This window comes from Streptomyces cathayae (assembly GCF_029760955.1).
Taxonomy (GTDB): Bacteria; Actinomycetota; Actinomycetes; order Streptomycetales; family Streptomycetaceae; genus Streptomyces; species Streptomyces cathayae.
The window spans coordinates 1,650,103-1,668,776 of sequence record NZ_CP121682.1 but is presented as its reverse complement, the minus strand read 5'-3'; the positions used below and the strand labels follow the sequence as shown (position 1 = coordinate 1,668,776).

Genomic DNA, 18,674 nt, shown 5'->3' with positions numbered 1-18,674 from the left:
GTATGAAGAGTTCGGGTACCCGAGGCCACCAGGCCCCGTCGGCACCCGCTCGTTCCGCCCCGGGCCCGGACGACGCCCCCGCACCGTCCAGGCCCGGGCGTGCCGGGCGCCGACCGCCGCTCCTCCTGCTGGCCCTGGCTTCGGCAGCCGCGGCCCTGACCCTGCTCCCGCTGGTCTACCTGGCCGTACGGGCCGTCGAGCGGGGCCCCGCGTACGCGTGGAACGTCGTCGCGACCGACCGCACGCTGGAACTGCTCGCCCGGAGCGTCGGTCTGGCCGCCGTGGTGGTGACCGCCTGCCTCGTCCTGGGCATCTCCCTCGCCTGGCTGACCGTCCGCACCGCGCTGCCCGGCCGGCGCGCGTGGTCGGTGCTCGCCACGCTGCCGCTCGCCGTGCCCAGCTACGTCGCGGCCTTCGCCTGGATCTCGGCGCGCCCCGATCTCGCCGGATTCAGCGGTGCCGCCTTCGCGCTCACCCTGGTCAGCTACCCGTACGTGTATCTGCCGGTGGCCGCCGCGCTGCGCGGCATCGACCCCGCCCAGGAGGAAGCGTCGCGCGCCCTGGGGCACGGGCCCTGGAGCACGTTCCGCCGGGTCACCCTGCCGCAGCTCCGCCCGGCCGCGGCCGGCGGCGGGCTGCTCGTGGCGCTGTACGTCCTCTCCGACTTCGGGGCCGTGTCGATCATGCGGTACGAGACCTTCACCCGGGCCATCCACACGTCGTACAAGGCGAGTTTCGACCGCACGCCCGCAGCGGCCCTCAGCGTGGTGCTCGTCCTGATGACGGTGCTGCTGGTCGCCGCCGAGGCGCGTACCCGCGGCCGTGCGGGCCACGCCCGGACCGGCGGCGGAACGGCCAGGCCCACGCCCCCGATCCCGCTCGGCCGACTGAAGTGGCCCGCGCTCGGCTGGTGCTCGGCCGTCGCCGCGGCCGGGGTCGCCTTCCCGGCCGGGACCCTCGGGTACTGGCTGGCGGTCGGCAACTCCCGCACCTGGGATCCGCGGGGACTGCTGGAGACCGGGGGAATCACGCTGCTCGTGGCGGCCCTCGGTGCCGCGCTCACCACGTGTCTGGCCCTTCCCGTCGGCGTGCTCGCCGCCCGCCACCGGGGCCGCGCCGCACATCTGCTGGAGCAGGCCGCGTACGCGGGCCACGCCGTGCCCGGGATCACCGTGGGCCTCGCGATGGTCTTCCTCGCGGTGCGGTTCGCCTATCCGCTGTACCAGGAGCTGCCCCTGCTCGTCGCCGCCTACGCGGTGCTGTTCCTGCCGGTCGCCGTGGGCGCCACCCGGGCAGCGGTCCTCCAGGCACCGCCCGTGCTGGAGGACGTCGCCCGTTCCCTCGGGCGGGGGCCGCTGGGCGTCCTGCGTGAGGTCACGGTCCCGCTCGCCGCTCCCGGTATCGCCGCGGGCGCCGCCCTGACCTTCGTGGTCTGCATGAAGGAACTCCCGGCGACCCTGCTGCTCAGACCCACCGGTATGGACACCCTCGCGACCCGCCTGTGGACCGAGACCGGAACCGGTTCGTACGCCGCCGCCGCTCCGTACGCGGCCGTCCTCATCCTGATCGCCGCCGTTCCCTCGTACCTCCTCGGAAGGCACCGCGCATGAACGACCTGCGGATCACCGGGCTCACCAAGTCCTACGGGCCCGGCGCCCCCGTTCTGAACGGGATCGACCTCTCCGTCCCCGCGGGGCGGCTGGCCGCCGTCCTCGGGCCCTCGGGCTGCGGCAAGACGACCATGCTGCGCATCGTGGCCGGCTTTCTGCGGGCGGACGCGGGGACGGTCGAGATCGGCGGGCGGACCGTCACCGGACCCGGCACCCACCTGCCCCCGGAACGACGGCGCATCGGCATCGTGCCGCAGGAGGGCGCCCTGTTCCCGCACCTGAGCGTGGCGCGCAACGTCGCCTTCGGGCTGGCGGGACTCTCCCCGGCCGAACGCCGTCGGCGCACCGGGGACATGCTCGACCTCGTCGGCCTGCCCGGCCACGGCGACCGGATGCCCCACGAACTCTCCGGCGGCCAGCAGCAACGCGTCTCGCTGGCGCGGGCGCTCGCCCCGGAACCCGCGATCGTCCTGCTCGACGAACCGTTCAACGCGCTCGACAGCGGACTGCGCGCAGGCGTACGGGCCGATGTGCGCGCGGCGCTCAGGTCCACCGGGGCGACGGGCGTCCTCATCACCCACGACCAGCAGGAGGCACTCTCCACGGCGGACCTCGTGGCGGTCGTCAGAGCGGGCGGGGTGGCCCAGTGCGGAACCCCGCAGGACGTCTACCGCAGGCCGCAGGACCCCTGGGTGGCCGCCTTCGTCGGCGGCGTCGTCCTGCTTCCGGGCACCGGCAGGGGCACGACCGCGGACACCGCGCTGGGCCGCATCCCGTTGGAGACCCCGGTGGACGACGGTGCCGGTACGGTCGTGCTGCGCCCCGAACAGCTCACCCTCGGCGCACCGTCCGACCAGGCCCCCCGCGGCACGGTGGCGGACATCTCCTTCCACGGACCGGACACCCTGGTGACGGTGGCGGTGACCGGACTGGACTCACCGGTGCACGTCCGTGTTCCCGGGCCGGTCGCACACCGCCCCGGCGATGCGGTGAGCCCGGCCGTCACCGGCACGGCGACCCTCCACCTCCCCCGGCGGGACGGCGACGAGCGCGTGGTGGGCGACCACGGTCCCGTGGTCACCGCCTGACCGGGGCGGGACGTCGAGCGGCTGCGCGGGGACACGCCCGCCCCGCGTCTACGCTGGCCCCATGGACGCTCTCACCGGCCTGCTGGAAGGCCCCCGCGCCCGTGGGGCGTTCATGATCAGGACCTGCTTCGACCCGCCCTGGTCGGTCCGGATCGAGGACCGTGCCCCGCTGACCGTGATGCTGCTCGTCCGCGGTGACGCCTGGATCGTGCCGGACCGCGGCGAACGGCTGCGGCTGCGCCCCGGCGACCTGGCCATCGCGTGCGGCCCCGACCCGTACACCTGCGCCGACGACCCCGGCACCGCGCCACAGGCGCTGATCCTGCCGGGCGGCGCGTGTCACCACCCCGACGGACGCCCCCTGAACGGCGTCATGGACCTCGGCGTCCGCACCTGGGGCGGCCGGCCCGACGGCGAGACGGTCATGCTCATCGGCACCTACCGGATGCGGGGCGAGATCGGCGGCCGGCTCCTCGACGCGCTGCCACCGCTGCTCTCCCTCACCGCCGACGACCGGCACGGCCCGCTCACCCCGCTCACCCCGCTGCTCACGGCGGAGATCATGCGGGACGAACCAGGCCAGGAGGTCGTCCTCGACCGGCTGCTCGACCTGTTGGTCATCGCCGCCCTGCGGGCCTGGTTCGCCCGCCCCGAGGCGGCGCCGCCCGCCTGGTACGAGGCACAGGGCGACCCCGTCGTCGGCCCGGTGCTGCGCCTCCTCCAGGGCGACCCCGCCCACCCCTGGACGGTCGCCGCGCTCGCCGCGAAGGCCGGCGTCTCGCGCGCCGCGCTGGCCCGCCGCTTCACCGAACGCGTCGGCGAACCCCCGATGACGTACCTCACCGGCTGGCGCCTCGCCCTCGCGGCGGACCGCCTGCGCGCCACCGACGACACGATCGGCGCGATCGCCCGCCACGTCGGCTACGGCAGCGCCTTCGCGCTGTCGACCGCCTTCAAACGGGAGTACGGGGCCAGTCCGCAGGAATGGCGGACGCGGGCCGCGCAGCGTGGCTGACATGTACGGCGAGCGTGTGTCACGGCTGCCGGGCGCGGTCGTGTGGACCAGCACACCGCCGGCAGCGGAGCGGGCCGGGTCCTGCCCGACGGCTGCCTGGACCTGCTCCGGCACGACGGACGCCTGCCGGCCGCGGGCCCCGACACCCACGCCCACCGCACCGGGGGCGACGCGACCCGCCCCCGGGCGGGCATCCGCTTCCACCCCGGCACCGCCCCCGCCCTGCTGGGCGTGCCCGCGCACGAACTGCGCGCTCGGCGCCCCGGCCTCGGCGTGCCCCTGTTCCTCGGCCCCCTCGGGGAAAGCGAACCCGAGCCGTCGATGGAAGGCGACGGAGACGCCCATGTCCGGAGACGACCGACCCGATGGCATCACATCGTGCACTCACGCGGCCACCGCGGGCGCGCCCCGGCCCCCGGTCCTGAAGGAATCGGACACGGCCGTCCGGTACGGCGACCCGGTCAGCCGGAAGCCGCGGGCCCGGACCCGAAGCGACCGCGGGACGCCTCGATGTCGCCGAGGTAGCGGTGCGTCCAGTCGCACATGGCGTCGACCGTCGCCCGCAGGGCGGCGCCCGGTTCGGTGAGCGTGTACTCGACCCGCGGCGGCACCGTCGGATGCACCTGCCGCTCGACCAGGCCGTTGCGCTCCATCATGCGCAGGTTCTGGGTGAGCATCTTGTGGCTGATGCCGTCGATCTCCTTGCGCAGTTCCCCGAAGCGCAACGTGCCCTCACCGAGCGCCTCGATGATCAGCAGCGCCCACTTGTTGGCGATGTCCGAGAAGATCTCCCGTGCCAGCGAGTCCGCGCGCGTGAGATCCGCATCCTCGGGCGAGCCTCTGAACTGCTTGGTCACCATGAGGTTCCCCAGTCACTGAAAAGTGCGTTCTTCCATGTCAGCAGCCACTCTCTTACGGTTCCCAAGTAACCACAAGAGAGCACGAGTGCTCATGACCCAAGGAGGCGGGCACCATGGCCGTCACGCTCCTGAACCCGACCGGACTGCCGAAGATCGACGCCTACCGACAGGTGGCGGTCGCGAGCGGATCCAGGACGATCTTCCTCGCCGGGCAGGTCGCCTGGGACGCCGACGGTGTCACGGTGGGGGAGGGCGACCTCGCCGCGCAGATCGAGCAGTGCTACCTCAACATCGCCACCGGGCTGGCCGGCGTCGGCGCCACCTTCGACGACGTGGTGAAGCTGACCGTGTACGTCGTCGACTGGAACCCTGACAAGTTCTCCCTGTTCATGGAGGGTGTGTCGCGGGCGGCCGAGAAGCTGGGCGGCACCCCGGTCCCGCCGGGGACACTGCTGGGAGTCGCCGCGCTGGACGTGCCGGAGCACCTGGTGGAGGTGGAGGCGATCGCGGTGCTGGACTGAGGTGGGCGGGGCCGAGGGGACGGCCGCCGGGGCGGCGCAGGAATACTGATGAGCCTCTCGGTGCTTTTGTGGTGCTGGAGGCGCCGCGAAGGGCTGGTGGGCAGATGGCGGCAGACGACCGGGCGCACCCCGTGGCCCCCATGCCCCCCGTGACCCGCGTGAGCCCCATGCTCCCCGTGGTCAGGACGCCGTACGGTGCCGTACGCGGCAGACGGGAAGACGGGACCGCCGTGTTCCGGGGCATCCCGTACGCGGCGCCGCCGTTCGGCCCCCGCAGATTCCGGCCCCCCGTCCCGCCGGATCCCTGGGACGGCGTACGCGACGTCGACGCCTTCGGCCCCACGGCCCCGAAACCCCCGTACTCCGAAGCCTTCGCGCGCTGTCTCGCCGATCCGTCCGTCCCCGGCGACGACTGCCTCAACCTGAACGTCTGGACTCCCGACCCGTCCCCGACGGCCCGGCTGCCGGTGCTGGTGTGGCTGCACGGCGGGGCCCTGACCAGGGGTTCCTCGGCGGTACCGGTGTACGACGGGCGGACCTTCGCCCGTGACGGCGTGGTGTTCGTGTCGGTCAACTACCGGCTCGGCGTCGAGGGCTACGGCCTCTTCCCGGACGCCCCCGCCAACCCGGGCCTGCGCGACCAGCTCGCCGCCCTGCGCTGGGTCCACGAGTCGGTCACGGCCTTCGGCGGCGACCCCGACCGCATCACCCTGGGCGGCCAGTCCGCCGGGGCGATCAGCACCGGCGCGCTGATCGCCGCCCCGCAGGCCCAGGGCCTGGTCCGGCGGGCCATCCTGCAGAGCGGACCGCCCGAGGTGTCCGACCGGGCCAAGGTGCGGCGGGTGGTGCGCCGCATGGCGAACCGGCTGAAGGTCCCCGCGACCGCCGAGGCCTTCGCCGCCGTCGACCGCGAGCTGCTGCTGCGCACCCAGGCCGAGGTGGGGCGCCTCAGCAGCCCGGTGCTCGGCGGGCCCGCCTTCGGCATCGTCGTCGACGACGACCTCGTCCCGCGCGACCCCCTGGAGGCACTCACCGACGGCGGCGCGGCCCCCGGCGTCGACCTGCTCACCGGATGGACCACTGACGAGTACCGGCTGTGGCTGGTACCGGGCGGACTCCTGGAACGCGTCGACCGGCTCGGCGCGGTCGCCCTGGCCGGGGCGATGGCCCGCTGCCACTGCGGCAGCGAGGTCCCGCGCGGCTACCGCGCCCTGCGCCCGGACGCCGGCACCGCCGAGATCGTCGGCCAGCTGGTCACCGACCACCTCCTGCGCATCCCCCTCCACCGACTGGCCGACGGCCGCGAAGCCCCCTCGTACGTCTACGAGTTCGCCTGGCCCTCCAACCGCCCCGGCATGGGCGCCTGCCACGCCCTGGAACTCGGTTTCGTCTTCGACAGCGGCGACGAGCCCGACGCGCGCAAACTCGCGGGCGAGGGCGCACCCCGGGCCCTGTCCGACGCGATGCACGGCGCCTGGGTGCGCTTCGTCTCCGACGGGGAGCCGGGATGGGAGCGCTGGGACGCCGGACACCCGGTGCGGATGTTCGGCGCCGGCGCACCGTACACGGCACACGGGCCCCGCGACCGTGAACTCGCCCTGTGGACCACGGCCACCGACGACGCCGGCGAGAACACCACGGAGGACACCACCGAGGAGCCGTCACCCGCCACCGCACCGGAACTGCGCCCGGTCATCGGCCGCCTGCGCCGCAGCGGTGTGCTCCGACGACACTGAGGTGCGTGATTCCGACGGACGGGCCTCGACCTCCCGCACGACGCACCGATGTACCGATGTACCGAAGAGGGCAGGGAACCATGCGTGAAGTGAGCCGGGCCGATGTGGTGCTCTCCGGATACGGTCCGGTCGGCCGGGCCTACGTCGAGTACCTGGCCCGGCAGCGGGACGAGCTTGCCCACCGGCACGGCGTACGGGTGAACGTCGCTGCCGTCCGGGCGAGTTCCGGGCAGTGCCGGCTCCGCGAGGGCGAACCCGTACCGCCCCGCTCGGCGTGGGGCCCGCCGGCCCCGCTGGAGGAGACACTCGACCGGACCGCTGCCGGCGTGTTCGTCCAGGCGATCCCGTCCTCCCCCCGACTCCGCCTGCACGCCGCGGAAGAGGCCATGATCGCCCTGCGCAGAGGGGTGCATGTGGTCACGGCCACCAAGAGCCACCTGCTCAGCCACTGGCGGGACCTCGACGAAGCGGCCCGCGCGGCGGCCGTCATGATCAGGATCTCCGGGGCGACGGGAGCCGCTCTGCCGGCGGGGGACCTGTCCAGGACCTCGTTGCGGGGCCTGGGCTGCACGACGATCCGGGCCTGCCCGAACGGCACCGCCACGTTCGTCCTCGACCGTCTCGCCGCGGGCGACTCGCTGGACGAGGCGGTTCGGGAGGCTCAGCGCCGCGGAATCGCGGAAGCGGACCCCTCGTCCGACCTGTCCGGTGAGGACGCCGCCACGAAGGTGCGGCTGCTGGCAGCGTTGGCCTGGGGGTGGGACCCGGCGTCCGTGCGGGTGCGGGCGGAGCCGGTGGACGAGGGCACCTCCCGGACAGCGCCGGCCGCGGCCTCCCGGGCACGCCGCCTGCGCGCCGTGGCAAGCGCCTCCGTGGACACGCCCCACCTGGTCCGCGTCCGCCTGGAGGAGACGGAGCCCGGTGACCCCCTGCACGCGCTCGTCGGACCGGAGAAGGCCGTGGTGTTCGGCTGCCCCGACGCCGGCGACGTGATCGTCAGCGGGGGACGCTCGAGCCCTCTGGGTGCCGCGCTCGCCCTGGTGAAGGACACCATCGAGGTCACGGCCCCCCGAACCGGGTTCCTCTGACCCGCGCTCCGGCAGGGGGCAGCGCTGTCGAGGTGAAGCGGCGGTCGTACCGCCGCGTCGCCCGCGGAGCACCCGGCATGGCGGAGCAGGCGGTGCGTGTGATCCCCGGCGTGCGCGGTTGCGGGTGCGCCCCCGCGCATACTCCGGGAGTGATTCTTCGTGGGAGATGCTTTACATGAGCGCCGGGCGGATGTTTTATGCGCCTGGCAGTGAATAGGGGAACCGGATTCCGGTTCAGCGCAAAGACCGGCGGGTTTTCGGCCAATGTGAGCGAGCGGGCGCGACCGCCCCCGATCAATTCATGTCCTCTTTTGAACCGCGGAGAAGGGGATGTGTGATCTGTCCGCAAGTTCCGGCATGGGGCACCCTCCTCCTTTGCGTCACAGGTCCCAGTGGGAGCAGGTGCATAAAGCGGGCCCAGTGGCCAACGCGCCGCTCATGGGCGGAACGTTTAAACGCATGCCGGCAGCAAATCGGCTTTTACGCTCTTAATCTCATGGTGTTCCGGGTGGATCCCATCCGGGTGAGCCTTCACGTCCATCAGGAGGACCGATGAAGCGTACCCTCAAGACCCGCATCGCCGGCGTGGCGGTGGCCACCATGGCCGCCGCCGGCGCTTTCGTGGTGGCCGCGCCGTCCGCCAGCGCGACGCCGAGCGACTGCACGTCGTACCTGGCCTCGAAGGGCTACTCCAGCACCGACACCAACCTCGCGTGCACCGTCGGCGGTTCCGGTCTGCCCGCCGACCAGCTGCTGTGCCGCGTGCTGCTGATGAACGTGTCCTCGGTCCCGCCGGCGATCGCCGACACCGCCTGCCGCAAGGCCGCCGTGTAGCCGGTCCTGCATCTGAGCTGTGCCCTGGAAGGCGCTGTTACCGCCTTCCAGGGCACACGCATTATCTCCTCCCGAGAAGCCGGACGCCGGGCAAGGTCAAAGGGCCGGGCGGCCGGGCGGCCAGGGAGGGCAAATCCTTCAACACGGCCCCGCCCCGGACTTCTGAGATGATCATCGTGGAAGTGATCAAGGGGGGCCCGTGTCCACGTTCTTTCTGGTGGTCGGTTCGGTGATGGCGCTGGTGCTCGGGGCGGCGGGGGCGGTGGCGCTGGTGACCGGCCGGATCGTACTGCCCTGGTTCCAGGGCGGTGTGAGCCGTCCCGGATTGTGGGGTGCCGGTGCGCTCCTGCTGGCCGGAGGGCTCGCGGCCACCCGCCGGATGCCTTTCGGGGGCAACATGCCGCTCATTCTGGTCGGTCTCTCCCTGATGACGGCGTCGCAGCTCCTCGAGGAGCCCCGACGGGCACGCTCCGGCCGGACCGTGAGGCCCGCGAATCGTTCGAAATGATTTCCGAGAATGTCGATTCCGTGCGACTTCATCGAATCCGTGCCCCGCATGCCCGGGAAGACCGGGAATGGTCCCGCTTCCGCTGAGGCGCGGAACGACTCGGAAAGGTAGCCGGGTGTTCGGCTGCCCGAAGGCCAAAAGAAACCCATCGGCGAGTACGCAGTTGTTCACCTGCGATGGTGAAGCGGCGCTGTACTACGAGTACCGAATGCCGTTCGCCGAGTGGTTCCACCGGTATCCGGCCGGTGAGGACGCGTCCGGTCCGGGCAGCGGCCTCTTCCGCCCCGGTCCGATCCCCCTCGACGGCATGCCGACGGACGAGACGGCTTCCGCGTCCGGCCGGGAAAGCCCTGACCGCGGCATGTGAGAGTCCGGTGTTCGAGCAGAAGCCGACGGCCCGGTGCGGCCGGGACCACGCCGCACCCCGGCCGTCCACGAACCCGTCCCGCCCCGTCGACGCCCGCGGCTCCCACCCGGCTCGCCACCACCCGGTCCAAGTTCGGGGAGAATCCCGGTCCGGACCGTCGACGGAAAGGACGAGGCCGTGCAGCCCACTCTCGATCTCTGGCGCCGACAGCTCGGGGAGGTGCCCGAGTCGGTATGGCAGCGCACCGAGCTTCGCGTGCTGATCCTGGCGGACAACGGCCTCACGGCCCTCTCACCGAAGATCGGGCGACTGGACCGTCTGACCACTTTGGACCTCGGCCACAACAAGCTCACGTCGCTTCCCGACGCTCTGGGCGACCTGGCCCGACTCAGCGGCTTCCTCTACCTGCACGACAACGACGTGTCCCGACTCCCGGACACACTGGGCAACCTGACACGGCTGCGCTACCTCAACGTCGGCGAGAACCCTCTCACCGCCTTGCCCGAAACCGTCGGCCGGATGACGGAACTGATCGAGCTGCGAGCCCAGCACGCCCGGCTGACCGGATTGCCCGGCAGCATCGGCCACCTCCACAGGTTGCGCGAGCTCTGGCTGCGGGGGAACGGACTCAGAACTCTGCCCTCCACGATGGCTGATCTGCAGGAACTACGGCACCTGGACCTGCGGGAGAACGACCTCACCGAACTGCCCGAGTTCCTGGTCGGCCTTCCCCTGCTGCGGCAACTCGACCTCCGCGGCAACCACATCGTCCGGATCCCGGACTGGGTGGTGCGGATGCCCGCCCTGGAGAAGCTGGACCTTCGGTGGAACACCTGCACGCTCCCCCGCCGCGTGCTGACGGACCTCGAGGAACGCGGGTGCGTCGTCCTGCTGTGAGCCGCCGGCACGGCACTCCGACGCGAAGCTGCCGTCATTTTCCGAGCATTTTCCGGGAGATGGCCCGTGGCGTCGATCGTCCGGGTGAGGACGCTGGTTCTTCTCGTAGTGGGCGGAAAACCGTTCGACCGACCGGGGCTGAGCCGTCATGATCCGTACTCGTGACGACTGCGCAGCACCTCCTGGTCCGGGCCGCCGCCCGCAACAACGCCGAGTGGTGCGCGGCGATGAGCCGATCGCACGGCTCGGCGGGAGAGTTCGGGGCACAGGCGTGGGCCGCTCCGTCTCGTACGCCGCTCTACTATCCCGACGCGGTGACGCTGGTGCCGGGCGCCGATCCGGCCGCGCTGGCGGCCCGGATCGACACCACCGCACCCGGCGCCTCCGTCAAGGACAGCTTCGCCGACCTCGACCTGACGGAAGCCGGCTTCCGGGTGCTGTTCGAGGCGCAGTGGATCCACCGCCCGGCGCGTGCGCCCGCCCCCGCGCCGGACCTCGACTGGGCCGTGGCGGGCGACCCGGGCACACTGCGCGCCTGGGCTCTCGCCTGGGACGACGGGGACGGCAGCGCGGACCTCTTCCGGCCCGAACTGCTCGACGACCCCGCCACCTTCGTGCTCGCCGGACAGTCCACCGATGGCCGAGTGGTCGCCGGCGCGGTGGCCGGCCGCAGCGACCACGTGGTCGGAATCTCCAACGTCTTCGCGCTGGACGGCGGTCCTGACGCGGCCTGGCCGGTCGTACTGGACGCGGTGAACCGGCTGTTCCCCACCCTGCCGGTGGTCGGCTACGAGCAGGGCGACGATCTGTCGGCAGCCGTCCGCCATGGCTTCGAGCCGGTCGGCCCGCTGCGGGTCTGGCTGCACGGCCGGTGACCAGACCGTGCCATGGGTGCCCGAATCCCTTTCGCGACCACCATGTTCAGGGGAAAGCCTGACCGTCGACACGGACTGCCCTTGCTGTTTTCTCCGGTCACGGGCAGGAGGGCGGGCCCCTGCCCTTCCTGTCCGTGACCGGAGCGCTTTCACTCGCCGCGCGGCGCCCGGCGGAGCGGGCGGGCTCAGCAGCTGAGGTCGTCGCCGGGTTCGACGCCGAGGAGTCGGGTGAAGTGCTGGTAGGTGTCGATCCGGCTCTGCACCTGCGCCGGGTTGCCGCCGTTGCACTCCAGGCTGCCGCTGATGGGCGAAGAGCGCGGAGGCATCCCGCCTTGGACTCAGCATCCCGCTGGCGGTCACCTCGGCGAGCAGCTTCTCGCCGTGCCGACGAGCCAGGGCGCGCCGTGCCCTCTCCAGCCGTCCCTGCTCCTCCTCGGGCTTTGCCGGATCCACCTCTCTTGCCGGGCGGGGTGCCCGGTCCTTCAGGGCCGGGGTGCATGCCCGGTCCCGAGGAGCGGGCCAGGAACCGTATCGCCTTCGGGGCGATGCGGCGTCCCGAAGGAGGATGGTGGCGGGCTTGGTCACGGGAGGGCGTGATGGTGCGTGGCTGGGAGCGGGGGTGGTGGGGTCGGTCGCTCGTTCGGGTGAGCCTGGTGGGATGTGAAGAGATGGGCAGGCGGCGGGGCTAGGTTGGCGGCATGTCACGGTTCCGGATGTACCCCACGGCCGCGCAGGAGCAGCGGATGCTGCTGCACTGTGCGCACGCCCGGTACGTGTGGAATCTGGCCGTCGAGCAGCACGCGCACCGGAAACCGGGGCGCAGGTCCGCGCCCGGGTTCGCCGAGCAGTGCCGTCAGCTCACCGAGGCCCGGCGGGAGAGCGCCTGGCTGCGGGCCGGGAACGCGGACGTGCAGCAGCAGGCGCTGCAGGACTTCGCCAGGGCCAAAGCCGCCCGGTTCGCTTCCGGGTTCGGTGAGCCGACCTGGCGCAGGAAGCATGTGCATGAGGGCTTCCGGGTGATCGGCACCGACCGGGTTCCGGAGTCCCATCCGGACGGCACCCCGAAGCTGAACACCAAGACCGGCAGGTGATGGGCCGCTCGGTGGTGGTGCAGAGACTCAACCGGCGGTGGGCGCGGGTGAAGGTGCCCGGCTGCGGCTGGGTGCGCTTCCGGCTCACCCGCGCCGGTCTGCCGGTGGCGAAGACCTTCCGGGTCACCTTCCGTAACGGCCGGTGGCACATCGCCTTCGCCGTCGTCCCCGACCCCGTCGATGCGCCCGGCACGGGGGAGGTCATCGGCATCGACCGGGGCATCAAGATCACCGCTGCCCTGTCCGACGGGCGGAGGCTGAACTGCCCGCAGCTCACCACCCGGGAGCGGGCCCGGGTCCGCAAGCACCAGCGCCGGGCGGCCCGCGCCCCCAGGGGCAGCGACCGCAAGCGGGAGGAGTACGCGAAGGTGGCCAGGATCAAGGCGCGGGAGGCGGACAGGCGCAAGGACTGGTGCGAGAAGACCTCGACCATGCTCGCCCGCACCTGCCGCCTGGTCCGGTTCGAGAAGCTGAACATCACCACCATGACCCGCTCGGCGAGGGGGACCGTCGCACAGCCCGGCAGGCGGGTGCGGCAGAAGGCCGGGCTGAACCGGAGCATCCTGGCCCAGGGCTGGGGCCTGCTGCGCCGCCGGACCGGGGAGAAGGCCCCGGGCCGGGTCGAGGACGTGCCCGCCCCCTACACCTCTCTGCGGTGCAGTGCCTGCGGCTGGATCGAGAAGGACTCGCGCAAGAGCCAAGCCGAGTTCGTCTGCGTGTCCTGCGGGTTCGGCTGTAACGCGGATGAGAACGCAGCAGTCAACGTCGCGGCAGGACAGGGCGGGATCCCCCGCCCCCGGCGCACAGCCGGTGCCGGAGGGGTGACAGCGGCCACCGGCCGCTCGAGCGCCCGTGAACCTCGACCCACCCGGGTCGGAATCCCCCTCCTTTGAGGAGGGGGAGGATGTCAAGTTCCAGTCACATGCGGCGCACCAGGTGACGAACCGGCTGTTCTCACGGATCTAGGCCCCGCACCGAGGGCACGGCCGAGTCACTTCCTCTGTGGCGCTGCGCATGCGGGCGCTGTTCCCTTCCCCCCGCAGCCTTCCCAAGGCTGCCTGTCCATGACAGGCCACAGCTGATCACGCAGGCGCGCCCGCGTAAAGCCTCGGACCCCGGTCGGCATTCGGTGCCTCCGGGGCCCGCCACGAACGCAACGAAGTCCCCTACGGGCGCGGTCCAGCCTTTGACGCCCCGCTCGGCCCGCTCCGCGAACGTCATTCCGCTGAGAAAACGTCACTGAGTGTCAGACTGCGGGCAGCGGAAGCGCTATGTGGCGCCCCAGGCCGAACTCCTCGGCCTCGTCGTCACTGACCACCGCGAAAGTGCCCGCGGGGACTGCGGGCAGCGTGGCCACCTGGGACGCCGCCGCCAGCAGTTCCTCTTCACCGGCTCCGGTGACGAAGAAGACGTAGGCGTCCTCGTGCTCCTCCCCGTCGTCGAAGACCTCTACGTCACCTTGCTCTTCGAGGTCGCACAGGAAGTCCTCGATCTCCTCGATCCACGGAAACGGGTAGGTGCCTTCCGGCAGGTTCGGAGTCGGCAGCAGCGGTACGTGGATCTCGACAACCATGGTGGGCATGGTGCCGATCCTGCCCCTCGCGCCTCCGCCCGGCGCAGGCAGGGGACCTGCGCGACGGGACGACCTCTCGAGGGTGGGGTCAAGAAGCGCGAAGTCGGCATGTCCTCACCGTACTTGTGGGAAGGGGCTTCGCGGTCCCGACGCTGTGGGGCGGGGACGGGTGCCATACGGAAAAGCGTGAACAGTCGGCAGGCAAGTGTCCTGATGCCGCTCATCTGAGCGGCATCAGGGCAGCGGCGGTCAAAGTGCTCACGCTTTCGGGAAGGTGTGCCACGTCCGGGGAACCGCAGCTCCGGGCGGCCTCATGTCCTGGTACGGGGAAGGGAAGGGGAACCGGGCGAGTTCCGCGGAGGGATCATGCAGATCATCGAGGTGACCGGTTACGCCGTCCGATCTGCTGTGATCACCATGAAGCGGACGGGAACGCCACTCGAGTTCGTGATCTTCCCGATGCCGCATGTGGCTTCGCCGACGTTCTGCTCCCAGGTTCGCCTCAGGCTCAGGGAACGCGACCTCATAGTCGTCGAGGGGGTCCGAGGGAAGTCGGTCGGAGTGAGTGCCCTCACGCTCGCTCACCGGTTCGCCCCACGCCGGCGGCGCAACGGCCTGCAGAAGCAGCGCGAGGCGCTACTGCTTCCCGAGGGCGTGCCGGACATCAACCCGGATGTGACCGCGGCGGAGGCGATCGCGGATCTGAAGACGTTACCGCGGTGGACGTACCTGCTGCTCGTGGCCACGACTCCCGTGATGGGCCTGGTGCTCGCGCTGCGCGGTCCGCGCGCCTTCCTCGATGAGGACCTGGTGGTCGAGGATCTGCCGTCGACGCTGCGGGCGGAGATGATGGCCGGCGGTCCTGTGGAGCACGCGATGACCGATCGGCGCGACCAGCGGTTGCTCGACGCGCTCGGCGAGATCCACGTGGAGCGCGGTGACGAACCGATTCGGGTGGCCATCGTCTACGGGGCCGGCCATGTCCCGGCGATCGTGGCGGGGCTGCGGGACCGGTACGGGTACCGGGCACGCGCAGCGGAATGGCCCATCGTCCTTGTCCCGGCGTAGCCCGTCCGGCGCTGTTCGCCGTGTCCTGGTCACCGTGTGCCCCCTCAAGACACCGACACGGCGCTGGTCAGCTCTCCTCCGGACAGGAACGCGGCCCAGGTCTTCGGGGTGACGGTGAGGTGGGGGCCTCGGGGGTCTTGGAGTCGCGGATGCTGCCGTACGGCGACGGTGGCGTACGGGTCGAGGTGCACGACAGCGGGGGCGGTGTGCCGGCCGTACCGGAGACGGGGGCACGGGAACCGCGGGAGGGCGGGCGTGGGTTGGTGCTGGTGGGCGAGCCGGCCGACAAGTGGGGCGTGGGGGAGCGGAGTCCGGGCAAGATGGTGTGGTGCGAGTTCGCTAGGGGGCCCGTAGCGCCCCCGCGATCGCCGCGATCGTCTCCGGTCCCACCCGGCAGCATCCGCCGATCAGCCGTGCCCCGGACTCCCGCCAGCCCGTGACCTGTTCGGCCGTGAAGGTCGGCCGGCCGGTCCATGCCCGGGCCCCGGCGTCCCAGGTCTCGCCGCTGTTGGGGTAGACGACGACGGGTTTGCCGGTGACGTGGGCCGCGAGGGCGACGGCGTGGTCGGCGTCCTCGGGGGTGCAGCAGTTGACGCCGACGGCGATCACCTCGTCCACCCGCGCGGCGAGCGCGAAGGCGTCCGCCAGGGGCTGACCCGCGCGGGTGCGGTCGCCGGCCGCCGAGTACGACAGCCAGGCCGGGAGGCCGAGCCCGCGCACCGCCCGGAGCAGGGCCTTCGCCTCGTCGGTGTCCGGGACCGTCTCCAGGGCGAGCGCGTCGGGGCCGGCGGCGGCCAGGACCTCCATGCGGGGACGGTGGAAGCGCTCCAGCTCGGACACGGTGAGCCCGTACCGTCCCCGGTACTCGGACCCGTCGGCGAGCATCGCGCCGTACGGGCCGACGGAGGCCGCCACCCAGAGGGGGCGGCGGGGCGTCCGGGCCCTGCGGGCCGCCTCGCGGGCGCACCCGACGCTCAGCGCGAGCAGGTCGGCCGCCTCCTCCCGTCCGATCCCGCGCCGGGCGAAGCCCTCGAAGGTGGCCTGGTAACTGGCGGTGATCGCCACGTCCGCACCCGCCTCGAAGTAGGCGAGGTGCGCCTCGGTGACCGCCTCGGGGTCCTCGGCGAGCAGCCGCGCCGACCACAGCGCGTCGCTCAGGTCGTGCCCGGCCGTCGCGAGCTGGTTGGACATGCCGCCGTCGAGGACGACCGTGCCGCCCGCGAGAGCGTCGGTGAGGGTGGGGACGGGGGCGGTGCTCATGCCCCTCGACGGTAGTCGAGACGGCCCCCGACCTGCCGCGCGGCCTCACAGCGCGCCCCTGCGGCAGGGCTGGGATCCTGAGGGGGAGACGACCCCGCGGTCGGGAAGGCGGTGGCCGATGTGCCGTTGGCTGGCCTACTCAGGTACCCCCATCCTGCTCGACAGCCTGCTCTACAAGCCGACGCCCTCGCTGATCGACCAGAGCCTGCACGCCAGGCTGGGCGTCGAGACGACCAACGGAGACGGGTTCGGCGTCGGCTGGTACGGCCCCCGCGCCGACACTCCGGCGATCGTCCGGGAGATCGGCCCGGCCTGGAGCAGCCGCAACCTGCGGGAGATCGCCCGCCATGTCCGCTCGCCCCTGTTCTTCGCCCATATCCGGGCCTCGACCGGATCGGCGGTGCAGGAGACCAACTGCCACCCGTTCCGTCACGGCCGCTGGATGTGGATGCACAACGGTGCGATCACGGACTTCCACCGCATGCGGCGCGACCTCGCCCTGGCCGTCGACCCGGAACTCTTCCTCTCCGTCGAGGGGTCCACGGACTCCGAGTTGATGTTCTACCTGGCGCTCACCTTCGGACTGGAGCAGGATCCGCCCGGTGCGGTCGCGCGGATGGTGGGCCTGGTGGAGCGGGTCGGGCGCGAGCACGGTGTGGAGTACCCGCTGCAGATGACGGTGGCGGTGACCGACGGGCGACGGCTGTGGGCGTTCCGCTACTCGACGCAGAGGGCGTCCCGTTCGCTCTTCTACAGCACACGCGTGGAGACGCTGCGCTCCCTCCACCCGGACGTGGAGTTCCTGCGTGAGGCGTCCGACGAGACCCGTCTCATCGTGTCGGAGCCCCTGGGGGGCCTGCCCGGCATGTGGAACGAGGTCCCCGAGGGCAGGTACGGCGTCGTCCAGCCCGAGGGGGACGGGATGGCTCGCTTCGCCCCTCAGCCGATGGAGGAGATGCAGGAGCGGAGTCCTGAAGGGGAGGGGTCGGCGATTTCGTCCCGCCGGGCCCGTTGACCTGTCCGTGACGCGCCCTTACCTTGTCGACGTTCGTGATCCCAGATGGCGTTCGATATATCGAACGCTCGATTCGTGATCCCGAGGTTCTCGAGCGAGCCTCACTCCGAAAGGCAGACCGCATGAGCCCTACCGCCGGCGACACGCCCCGGACGCCCGACCGCAGGCTGTTACTGAAGGGGGCCCTCGCCGCAGGCGCGCTGGCCGCCACCCCCACGGCGGCCCACGCGGCCCACGCGGCCACCCCCGGCGCCCCCGCCGGCAGACCGCAGGCGGCCCCCTACGTGAACCCCCTCGTCCGCAACCGCGCCGACCCGCACATCACCCGCCACACCGACGGCTTCTACTACTTCACCGCCACCGCCCCCGAGTACGACCGGATCATCCTGCGCCGCTCCCGCACGCTGAACGGTCTGGGAAGTGCCGCCGAGTCCGTCATCTGGCGGGCGCACCCCACCGGTGACATGGGCGCCCACATCTGGGCACCGGAGATGCACCGCATCGCCGGCAAGTGGTACGTCTACTTCGCCGCCGCGCCCGCCGAGGACGTGTGGGCCATCCGCATCTGGGTCCTGGAGAACACCCACCCCAACCCCTTCCGGGGCACCTGGACCGAGAAAGGGCAGGTCAAGACCGCCTGGGAGACCTTCTCCCTGGACGCCACCACCTTCACCCACCGAGGCACCCGCTACCTCTCCTGGGCCCAGCACGAACCCGGCATGGACAACAACACCGCCCTCTGGCTCTCCGAGATGGCCGACCCCTGGACCCTGACCGGGCCCCAAGTGCGCCTGTCCACACCGGAGTACGACTGGGAGCGCATCGGCTTCAGGGTCAACGAGGGGCCGTACGTGATCCAGCGGGGCGGCCGGGTCCTCATGACCTACTCGGCCAGCGCCACCGACGCCAACTACTGCATGGGCCTGCTGACCGCCCCCGAGGACAGCGACCTCATGGACACCGCCAACTGGTCCAAGTCGCCCGTCCCCGTCTTCACCAGCAACGACACGACCCGGCAGTACGGCCCCGGCCACAGCTGCTTCACCGTCGCCGAGGACGGCCGTACCGACGTCCTCGTGTACCACGCCCGGCAGTACAAGGAGATCGACGGGGACCCGCTCCACGACCCGAACCGCCACACCCGGATCCAGGCGTTCGGCTGGAAACCGGACGGCACCCCGGACTTCGGCGTCCCCGTGGCCGACGGCGCCACCACCGGCGGCCGGGCGGACGTTCAGGCCGGTGCCGAGGTGTTCCGCCCCTAGTGT

At 71.9% G+C, this 18,674-nt stretch carries 20 protein-coding genes and 2 pseudogenes; 18 read left to right on the top strand and 4 right to left on the bottom strand.

Annotation, left to right across the window (positions count from 1 at the left end; genetic code table 11):
• The first annotated feature begins 2 nt into the window (after nucleotides 1–2).
• The 4 genes from PYS65_RS07485 to PYS65_RS35130 all read left to right on the top strand — a co-directional run bounded on the left by PYS65_RS07485 (nucleotide 3) and on the right by PYS65_RS35130 (nucleotide 4,238).
• Complete coding sequence (locus tag PYS65_RS07485; RefSeq protein ID WP_279333009.1) at nucleotides 3–1,610, top strand: ABC transporter permease; 1,608 nt, start codon at nucleotides 3–5, stop codon at nucleotides 1,608–1,610.
• Nucleotides 1,607–2,698 (top strand): ABC transporter ATP-binding protein, encoded by a 1,092-nt coding sequence (locus PYS65_RS07480; RefSeq protein WP_279333008.1) that lies wholly within the window; start codon nucleotides 1,607–1,609, stop codon nucleotides 2,696–2,698. Before PYS65_RS07485 ends, PYS65_RS07480 begins: the two co-directional genes overlap by 4 nt.
• A gap of 61 nt (nucleotides 2,699–2,759) precedes the next feature.
• Nucleotides 2,760–3,713, top strand: a complete 954-nt coding sequence (locus PYS65_RS07475; RefSeq protein ID WP_279333007.1) for an AraC family transcriptional regulator — start codon at nucleotides 2,760–2,762, stop codon at nucleotides 3,711–3,713.
• A gap of 42 nt (nucleotides 3,714–3,755) precedes the next feature.
• Entirely contained in the window at nucleotides 3,756–4,238 is a 483-nt protein-coding gene (locus PYS65_RS35130) for a DUF6597 domain-containing transcriptional factor (RefSeq protein WP_423836074.1), read from the top strand.
• Here the strand turns inward: PYS65_RS35130 and PYS65_RS07465 are convergent.
• Complete coding sequence (locus PYS65_RS07465) at nucleotides 4,175–4,573, bottom strand: winged helix-turn-helix transcriptional regulator (protein ID WP_279333006.1); 399 nt, start codon at nucleotides 4,571–4,573, stop codon at nucleotides 4,175–4,177. The two genes, PYS65_RS35130 and PYS65_RS07465, sit on opposite strands and share 64 nt — an antisense overlap.
• 113 nt (nucleotides 4,574–4,686) lie before the next feature.
• Between PYS65_RS07465 and PYS65_RS07460 the strand changes: the two genes are divergently transcribed.
• From PYS65_RS07460 to PYS65_RS07425, 8 genes are all read left to right on the top strand, one after another.
• Nucleotides 4,687–5,094 carry a RidA family protein gene (locus PYS65_RS07460; protein ID WP_279333005.1) on the top strand — a complete coding sequence of 136 codons (408 nt, stop codon included), beginning with the start codon at nucleotides 4,687–4,689 and terminating at the stop codon, nucleotides 5,092–5,094.
• A 167-nt stretch (nucleotides 5,095–5,261) separates the two neighbouring features.
• On the top strand, nucleotides 5,262–6,830 hold the full coding sequence (locus PYS65_RS07455) for a carboxylesterase/lipase family protein (protein WP_279337889.1): 1,569 nt from the start codon (nucleotides 5,262–5,264) through the stop codon (nucleotides 6,828–6,830).
• An 80-nt stretch (nucleotides 6,831–6,910) separates the two neighbouring features.
• Nucleotides 6,911–7,918 (top strand): homoserine dehydrogenase, encoded by a 1,008-nt coding sequence (locus PYS65_RS07450; protein WP_279333004.1) that lies wholly within the window; start codon nucleotides 6,911–6,913, stop codon nucleotides 7,916–7,918.
• Nucleotides 7,919–8,470: 552 nt separating this feature from the next.
• Nucleotides 8,471–8,752 carry a hypothetical protein gene (locus PYS65_RS07445; protein WP_279333003.1) on the top strand — a complete coding sequence of 94 codons (282 nt, stop codon included), beginning with the start codon at nucleotides 8,471–8,473 and terminating at the stop codon, nucleotides 8,750–8,752.
• Nucleotides 8,753–8,951: 199 nt separating this feature from the next.
• Nucleotides 8,952–9,260, top strand: coding sequence for a hypothetical protein (locus tag PYS65_RS07440; protein WP_279333002.1), 309 nt, complete (start codon nucleotides 8,952–8,954; stop codon nucleotides 9,258–9,260).
• Between the two features lie 208 nt (nucleotides 9,261–9,468).
• Nucleotides 9,469–9,627, top strand: a complete 159-nt coding sequence (locus tag PYS65_RS07435) for a hypothetical protein (protein WP_279333001.1) — start codon at nucleotides 9,469–9,471, stop codon at nucleotides 9,625–9,627.
• Between the two features lie 177 nt (nucleotides 9,628–9,804).
• Nucleotides 9,805–10,524 carry a leucine-rich repeat domain-containing protein gene (locus PYS65_RS07430; RefSeq protein WP_279333000.1) on the top strand — a complete coding sequence of 240 codons (720 nt, stop codon included), beginning with the start codon at nucleotides 9,805–9,807 and terminating at the stop codon, nucleotides 10,522–10,524.
• Between the two features lie 161 nt (nucleotides 10,525–10,685).
• Nucleotides 10,686–11,399, top strand: coding sequence for a hypothetical protein (locus tag PYS65_RS07425; protein ID WP_279332999.1), 714 nt, complete (start codon nucleotides 10,686–10,688; stop codon nucleotides 11,397–11,399).
• Nucleotides 11,400–11,584: 185 nt separating this feature from the next.
• On the opposite strand, the pseudogene PYS65_RS07420 reads toward PYS65_RS07425, so the two are convergent.
• Nucleotides 11,585–11,704 (bottom strand): annotated as a pseudogene (locus PYS65_RS07420) (glycoside hydrolase family 19 protein); the annotation flags it as partial.
• 393 nt (nucleotides 11,705–12,097) lie between these two features.
• Here PYS65_RS07420 and PYS65_RS07415 point away from each other — a divergent pair.
• A complete protein-coding gene (locus PYS65_RS07415) occupies nucleotides 12,098–12,490 on the top strand; it encodes a helix-turn-helix domain-containing protein (RefSeq protein ID WP_279332998.1) in 393 nt (130 codons plus the stop codon).
• A gap of 11 nt (nucleotides 12,491–12,501) precedes the next feature.
• Nucleotides 12,502–13,383: an RNA-guided endonuclease InsQ/TnpB family protein gene (locus PYS65_RS07410; protein ID WP_279332997.1), complete on the top strand. Its 882-nt coding sequence runs from the start codon at nucleotides 12,502–12,504 to the stop codon at nucleotides 13,381–13,383.
• Between the two features lie 353 nt (nucleotides 13,384–13,736).
• Here the strand turns inward: PYS65_RS07410 and PYS65_RS07405 are convergent, their stop codons facing one another.
• Entirely contained in the window at nucleotides 13,737–14,072 is a 336-nt protein-coding gene (locus tag PYS65_RS07405; RefSeq protein WP_279332996.1) for a hypothetical protein, read from the bottom strand.
• 357 nt (nucleotides 14,073–14,429) lie between these two features.
• On the opposite strand from PYS65_RS07405, the gene PYS65_RS07400 reads away from it, so the two are divergent.
• Both PYS65_RS07400 and PYS65_RS07395 read left to right on the top strand, forming a co-directional pair.
• Nucleotides 14,430–15,131 (top strand): hypothetical protein, encoded by a 702-nt coding sequence (locus PYS65_RS07400; protein ID WP_279332995.1) that lies wholly within the window; start codon nucleotides 14,430–14,432, stop codon nucleotides 15,129–15,131.
• A 152-nt stretch (nucleotides 15,132–15,283) separates the two neighbouring features.
• Nucleotides 15,284–15,571: pseudogene (locus tag PYS65_RS07395) on the top strand (ATP-binding protein); the annotation flags it as partial.
• On the opposite strand, the gene mmuM reads toward PYS65_RS07395, so the two are convergent.
• A complete protein-coding gene (mmuM, locus tag PYS65_RS07390; RefSeq protein WP_279332994.1) occupies nucleotides 15,471–16,391 on the bottom strand; it encodes a homocysteine S-methyltransferase in 921 nt (306 codons plus the stop codon). The pseudogene PYS65_RS07395 and the gene mmuM overlap by 101 nt on opposite strands.
• Before the next feature lie 118 nt (nucleotides 16,392–16,509).
• Between mmuM and PYS65_RS07385 the strand changes: the two genes are divergently transcribed.
• Entirely contained in the window at nucleotides 16,510–17,406 is an 897-nt protein-coding gene (locus PYS65_RS07385; protein WP_279332993.1) for a class II glutamine amidotransferase, read from the top strand.
• Nucleotides 17,407–17,528: 122 nt separating this feature from the next.
• Nucleotides 17,529–18,671, top strand: coding sequence for a glycoside hydrolase family 43 protein (locus PYS65_RS07380; protein WP_279332992.1), 1,143 nt, complete (start codon nucleotides 17,529–17,531; stop codon nucleotides 18,669–18,671).
• The last annotated feature ends 3 nt before the right edge of the window (nucleotides 18,672–18,674 follow it).

Bases quoted from the DNA above. Each gene is read 5' to 3' on its own strand.
- PYS65_RS07415 (WP_279332998.1), top strand. From the start codon at position 12,098: ATGTCACGGTTCCGGATGTACCCCACGGCCGCGCAGGAGCAGCGGATG.
- PYS65_RS07480 (WP_279333008.1), top strand. From the start codon at position 1,607: ATGAACGACCTGCGGATCACCGGGCTCACCAAGTCCTACGGGCCCGGC.
- PYS65_RS07435 (WP_279333001.1), top strand. From the start codon at position 9,469: ATGCCGTTCGCCGAGTGGTTCCACCGGTATCCGGCCGGTGAGGACGCG.
- PYS65_RS07380 (WP_279332992.1), top strand. From the start codon at position 17,529: ATGAGCCCTACCGCCGGCGACACGCCCCGGACGCCCGACCGCAGGCTG.
- PYS65_RS07485 (WP_279333009.1), top strand. From the start codon at position 3: ATGAAGAGTTCGGGTACCCGAGGCCACCAGGCCCCGTCGGCACCCGCT.
- PYS65_RS07405 (WP_279332996.1), bottom strand. From the start codon at position 14,072: ATGCCCACCATGGTTGTCGAGATCCACGTACCGCTGCTGCCGACTCCG.
- PYS65_RS07445 (WP_279333003.1), top strand. From the start codon at position 8,471: ATGAAGCGTACCCTCAAGACCCGCATCGCCGGCGTGGCGGTGGCCACC.
- PYS65_RS07465 (WP_279333006.1), bottom strand. From the start codon at position 4,573: ATGGTGACCAAGCAGTTCAGAGGCTCGCCCGAGGATGCGGATCTCACG.
- PYS65_RS07450 (WP_279333004.1), top strand. From the start codon at position 6,911: ATGCGTGAAGTGAGCCGGGCCGATGTGGTGCTCTCCGGATACGGTCCG.
- PYS65_RS07455 (WP_279337889.1), top strand. From the start codon at position 5,262: ATGCTCCCCGTGGTCAGGACGCCGTACGGTGCCGTACGCGGCAGACGG.
- PYS65_RS07475 (WP_279333007.1), top strand. From the start codon at position 2,760: ATGGACGCTCTCACCGGCCTGCTGGAAGGCCCCCGCGCCCGTGGGGCG.
- PYS65_RS07400 (WP_279332995.1), top strand. From the start codon at position 14,430: ATGCAGATCATCGAGGTGACCGGTTACGCCGTCCGATCTGCTGTGATC.
- PYS65_RS07460 (WP_279333005.1), top strand. From the start codon at position 4,687: ATGGCCGTCACGCTCCTGAACCCGACCGGACTGCCGAAGATCGACGCC.
- PYS65_RS07385 (WP_279332993.1), top strand. From the start codon at position 16,510: ATGTGCCGTTGGCTGGCCTACTCAGGTACCCCCATCCTGCTCGACAGC.
- mmuM (WP_279332994.1), bottom strand. From the start codon at position 16,391: ATGAGCACCGCCCCCGTCCCCACCCTCACCGACGCTCTCGCGGGCGGC.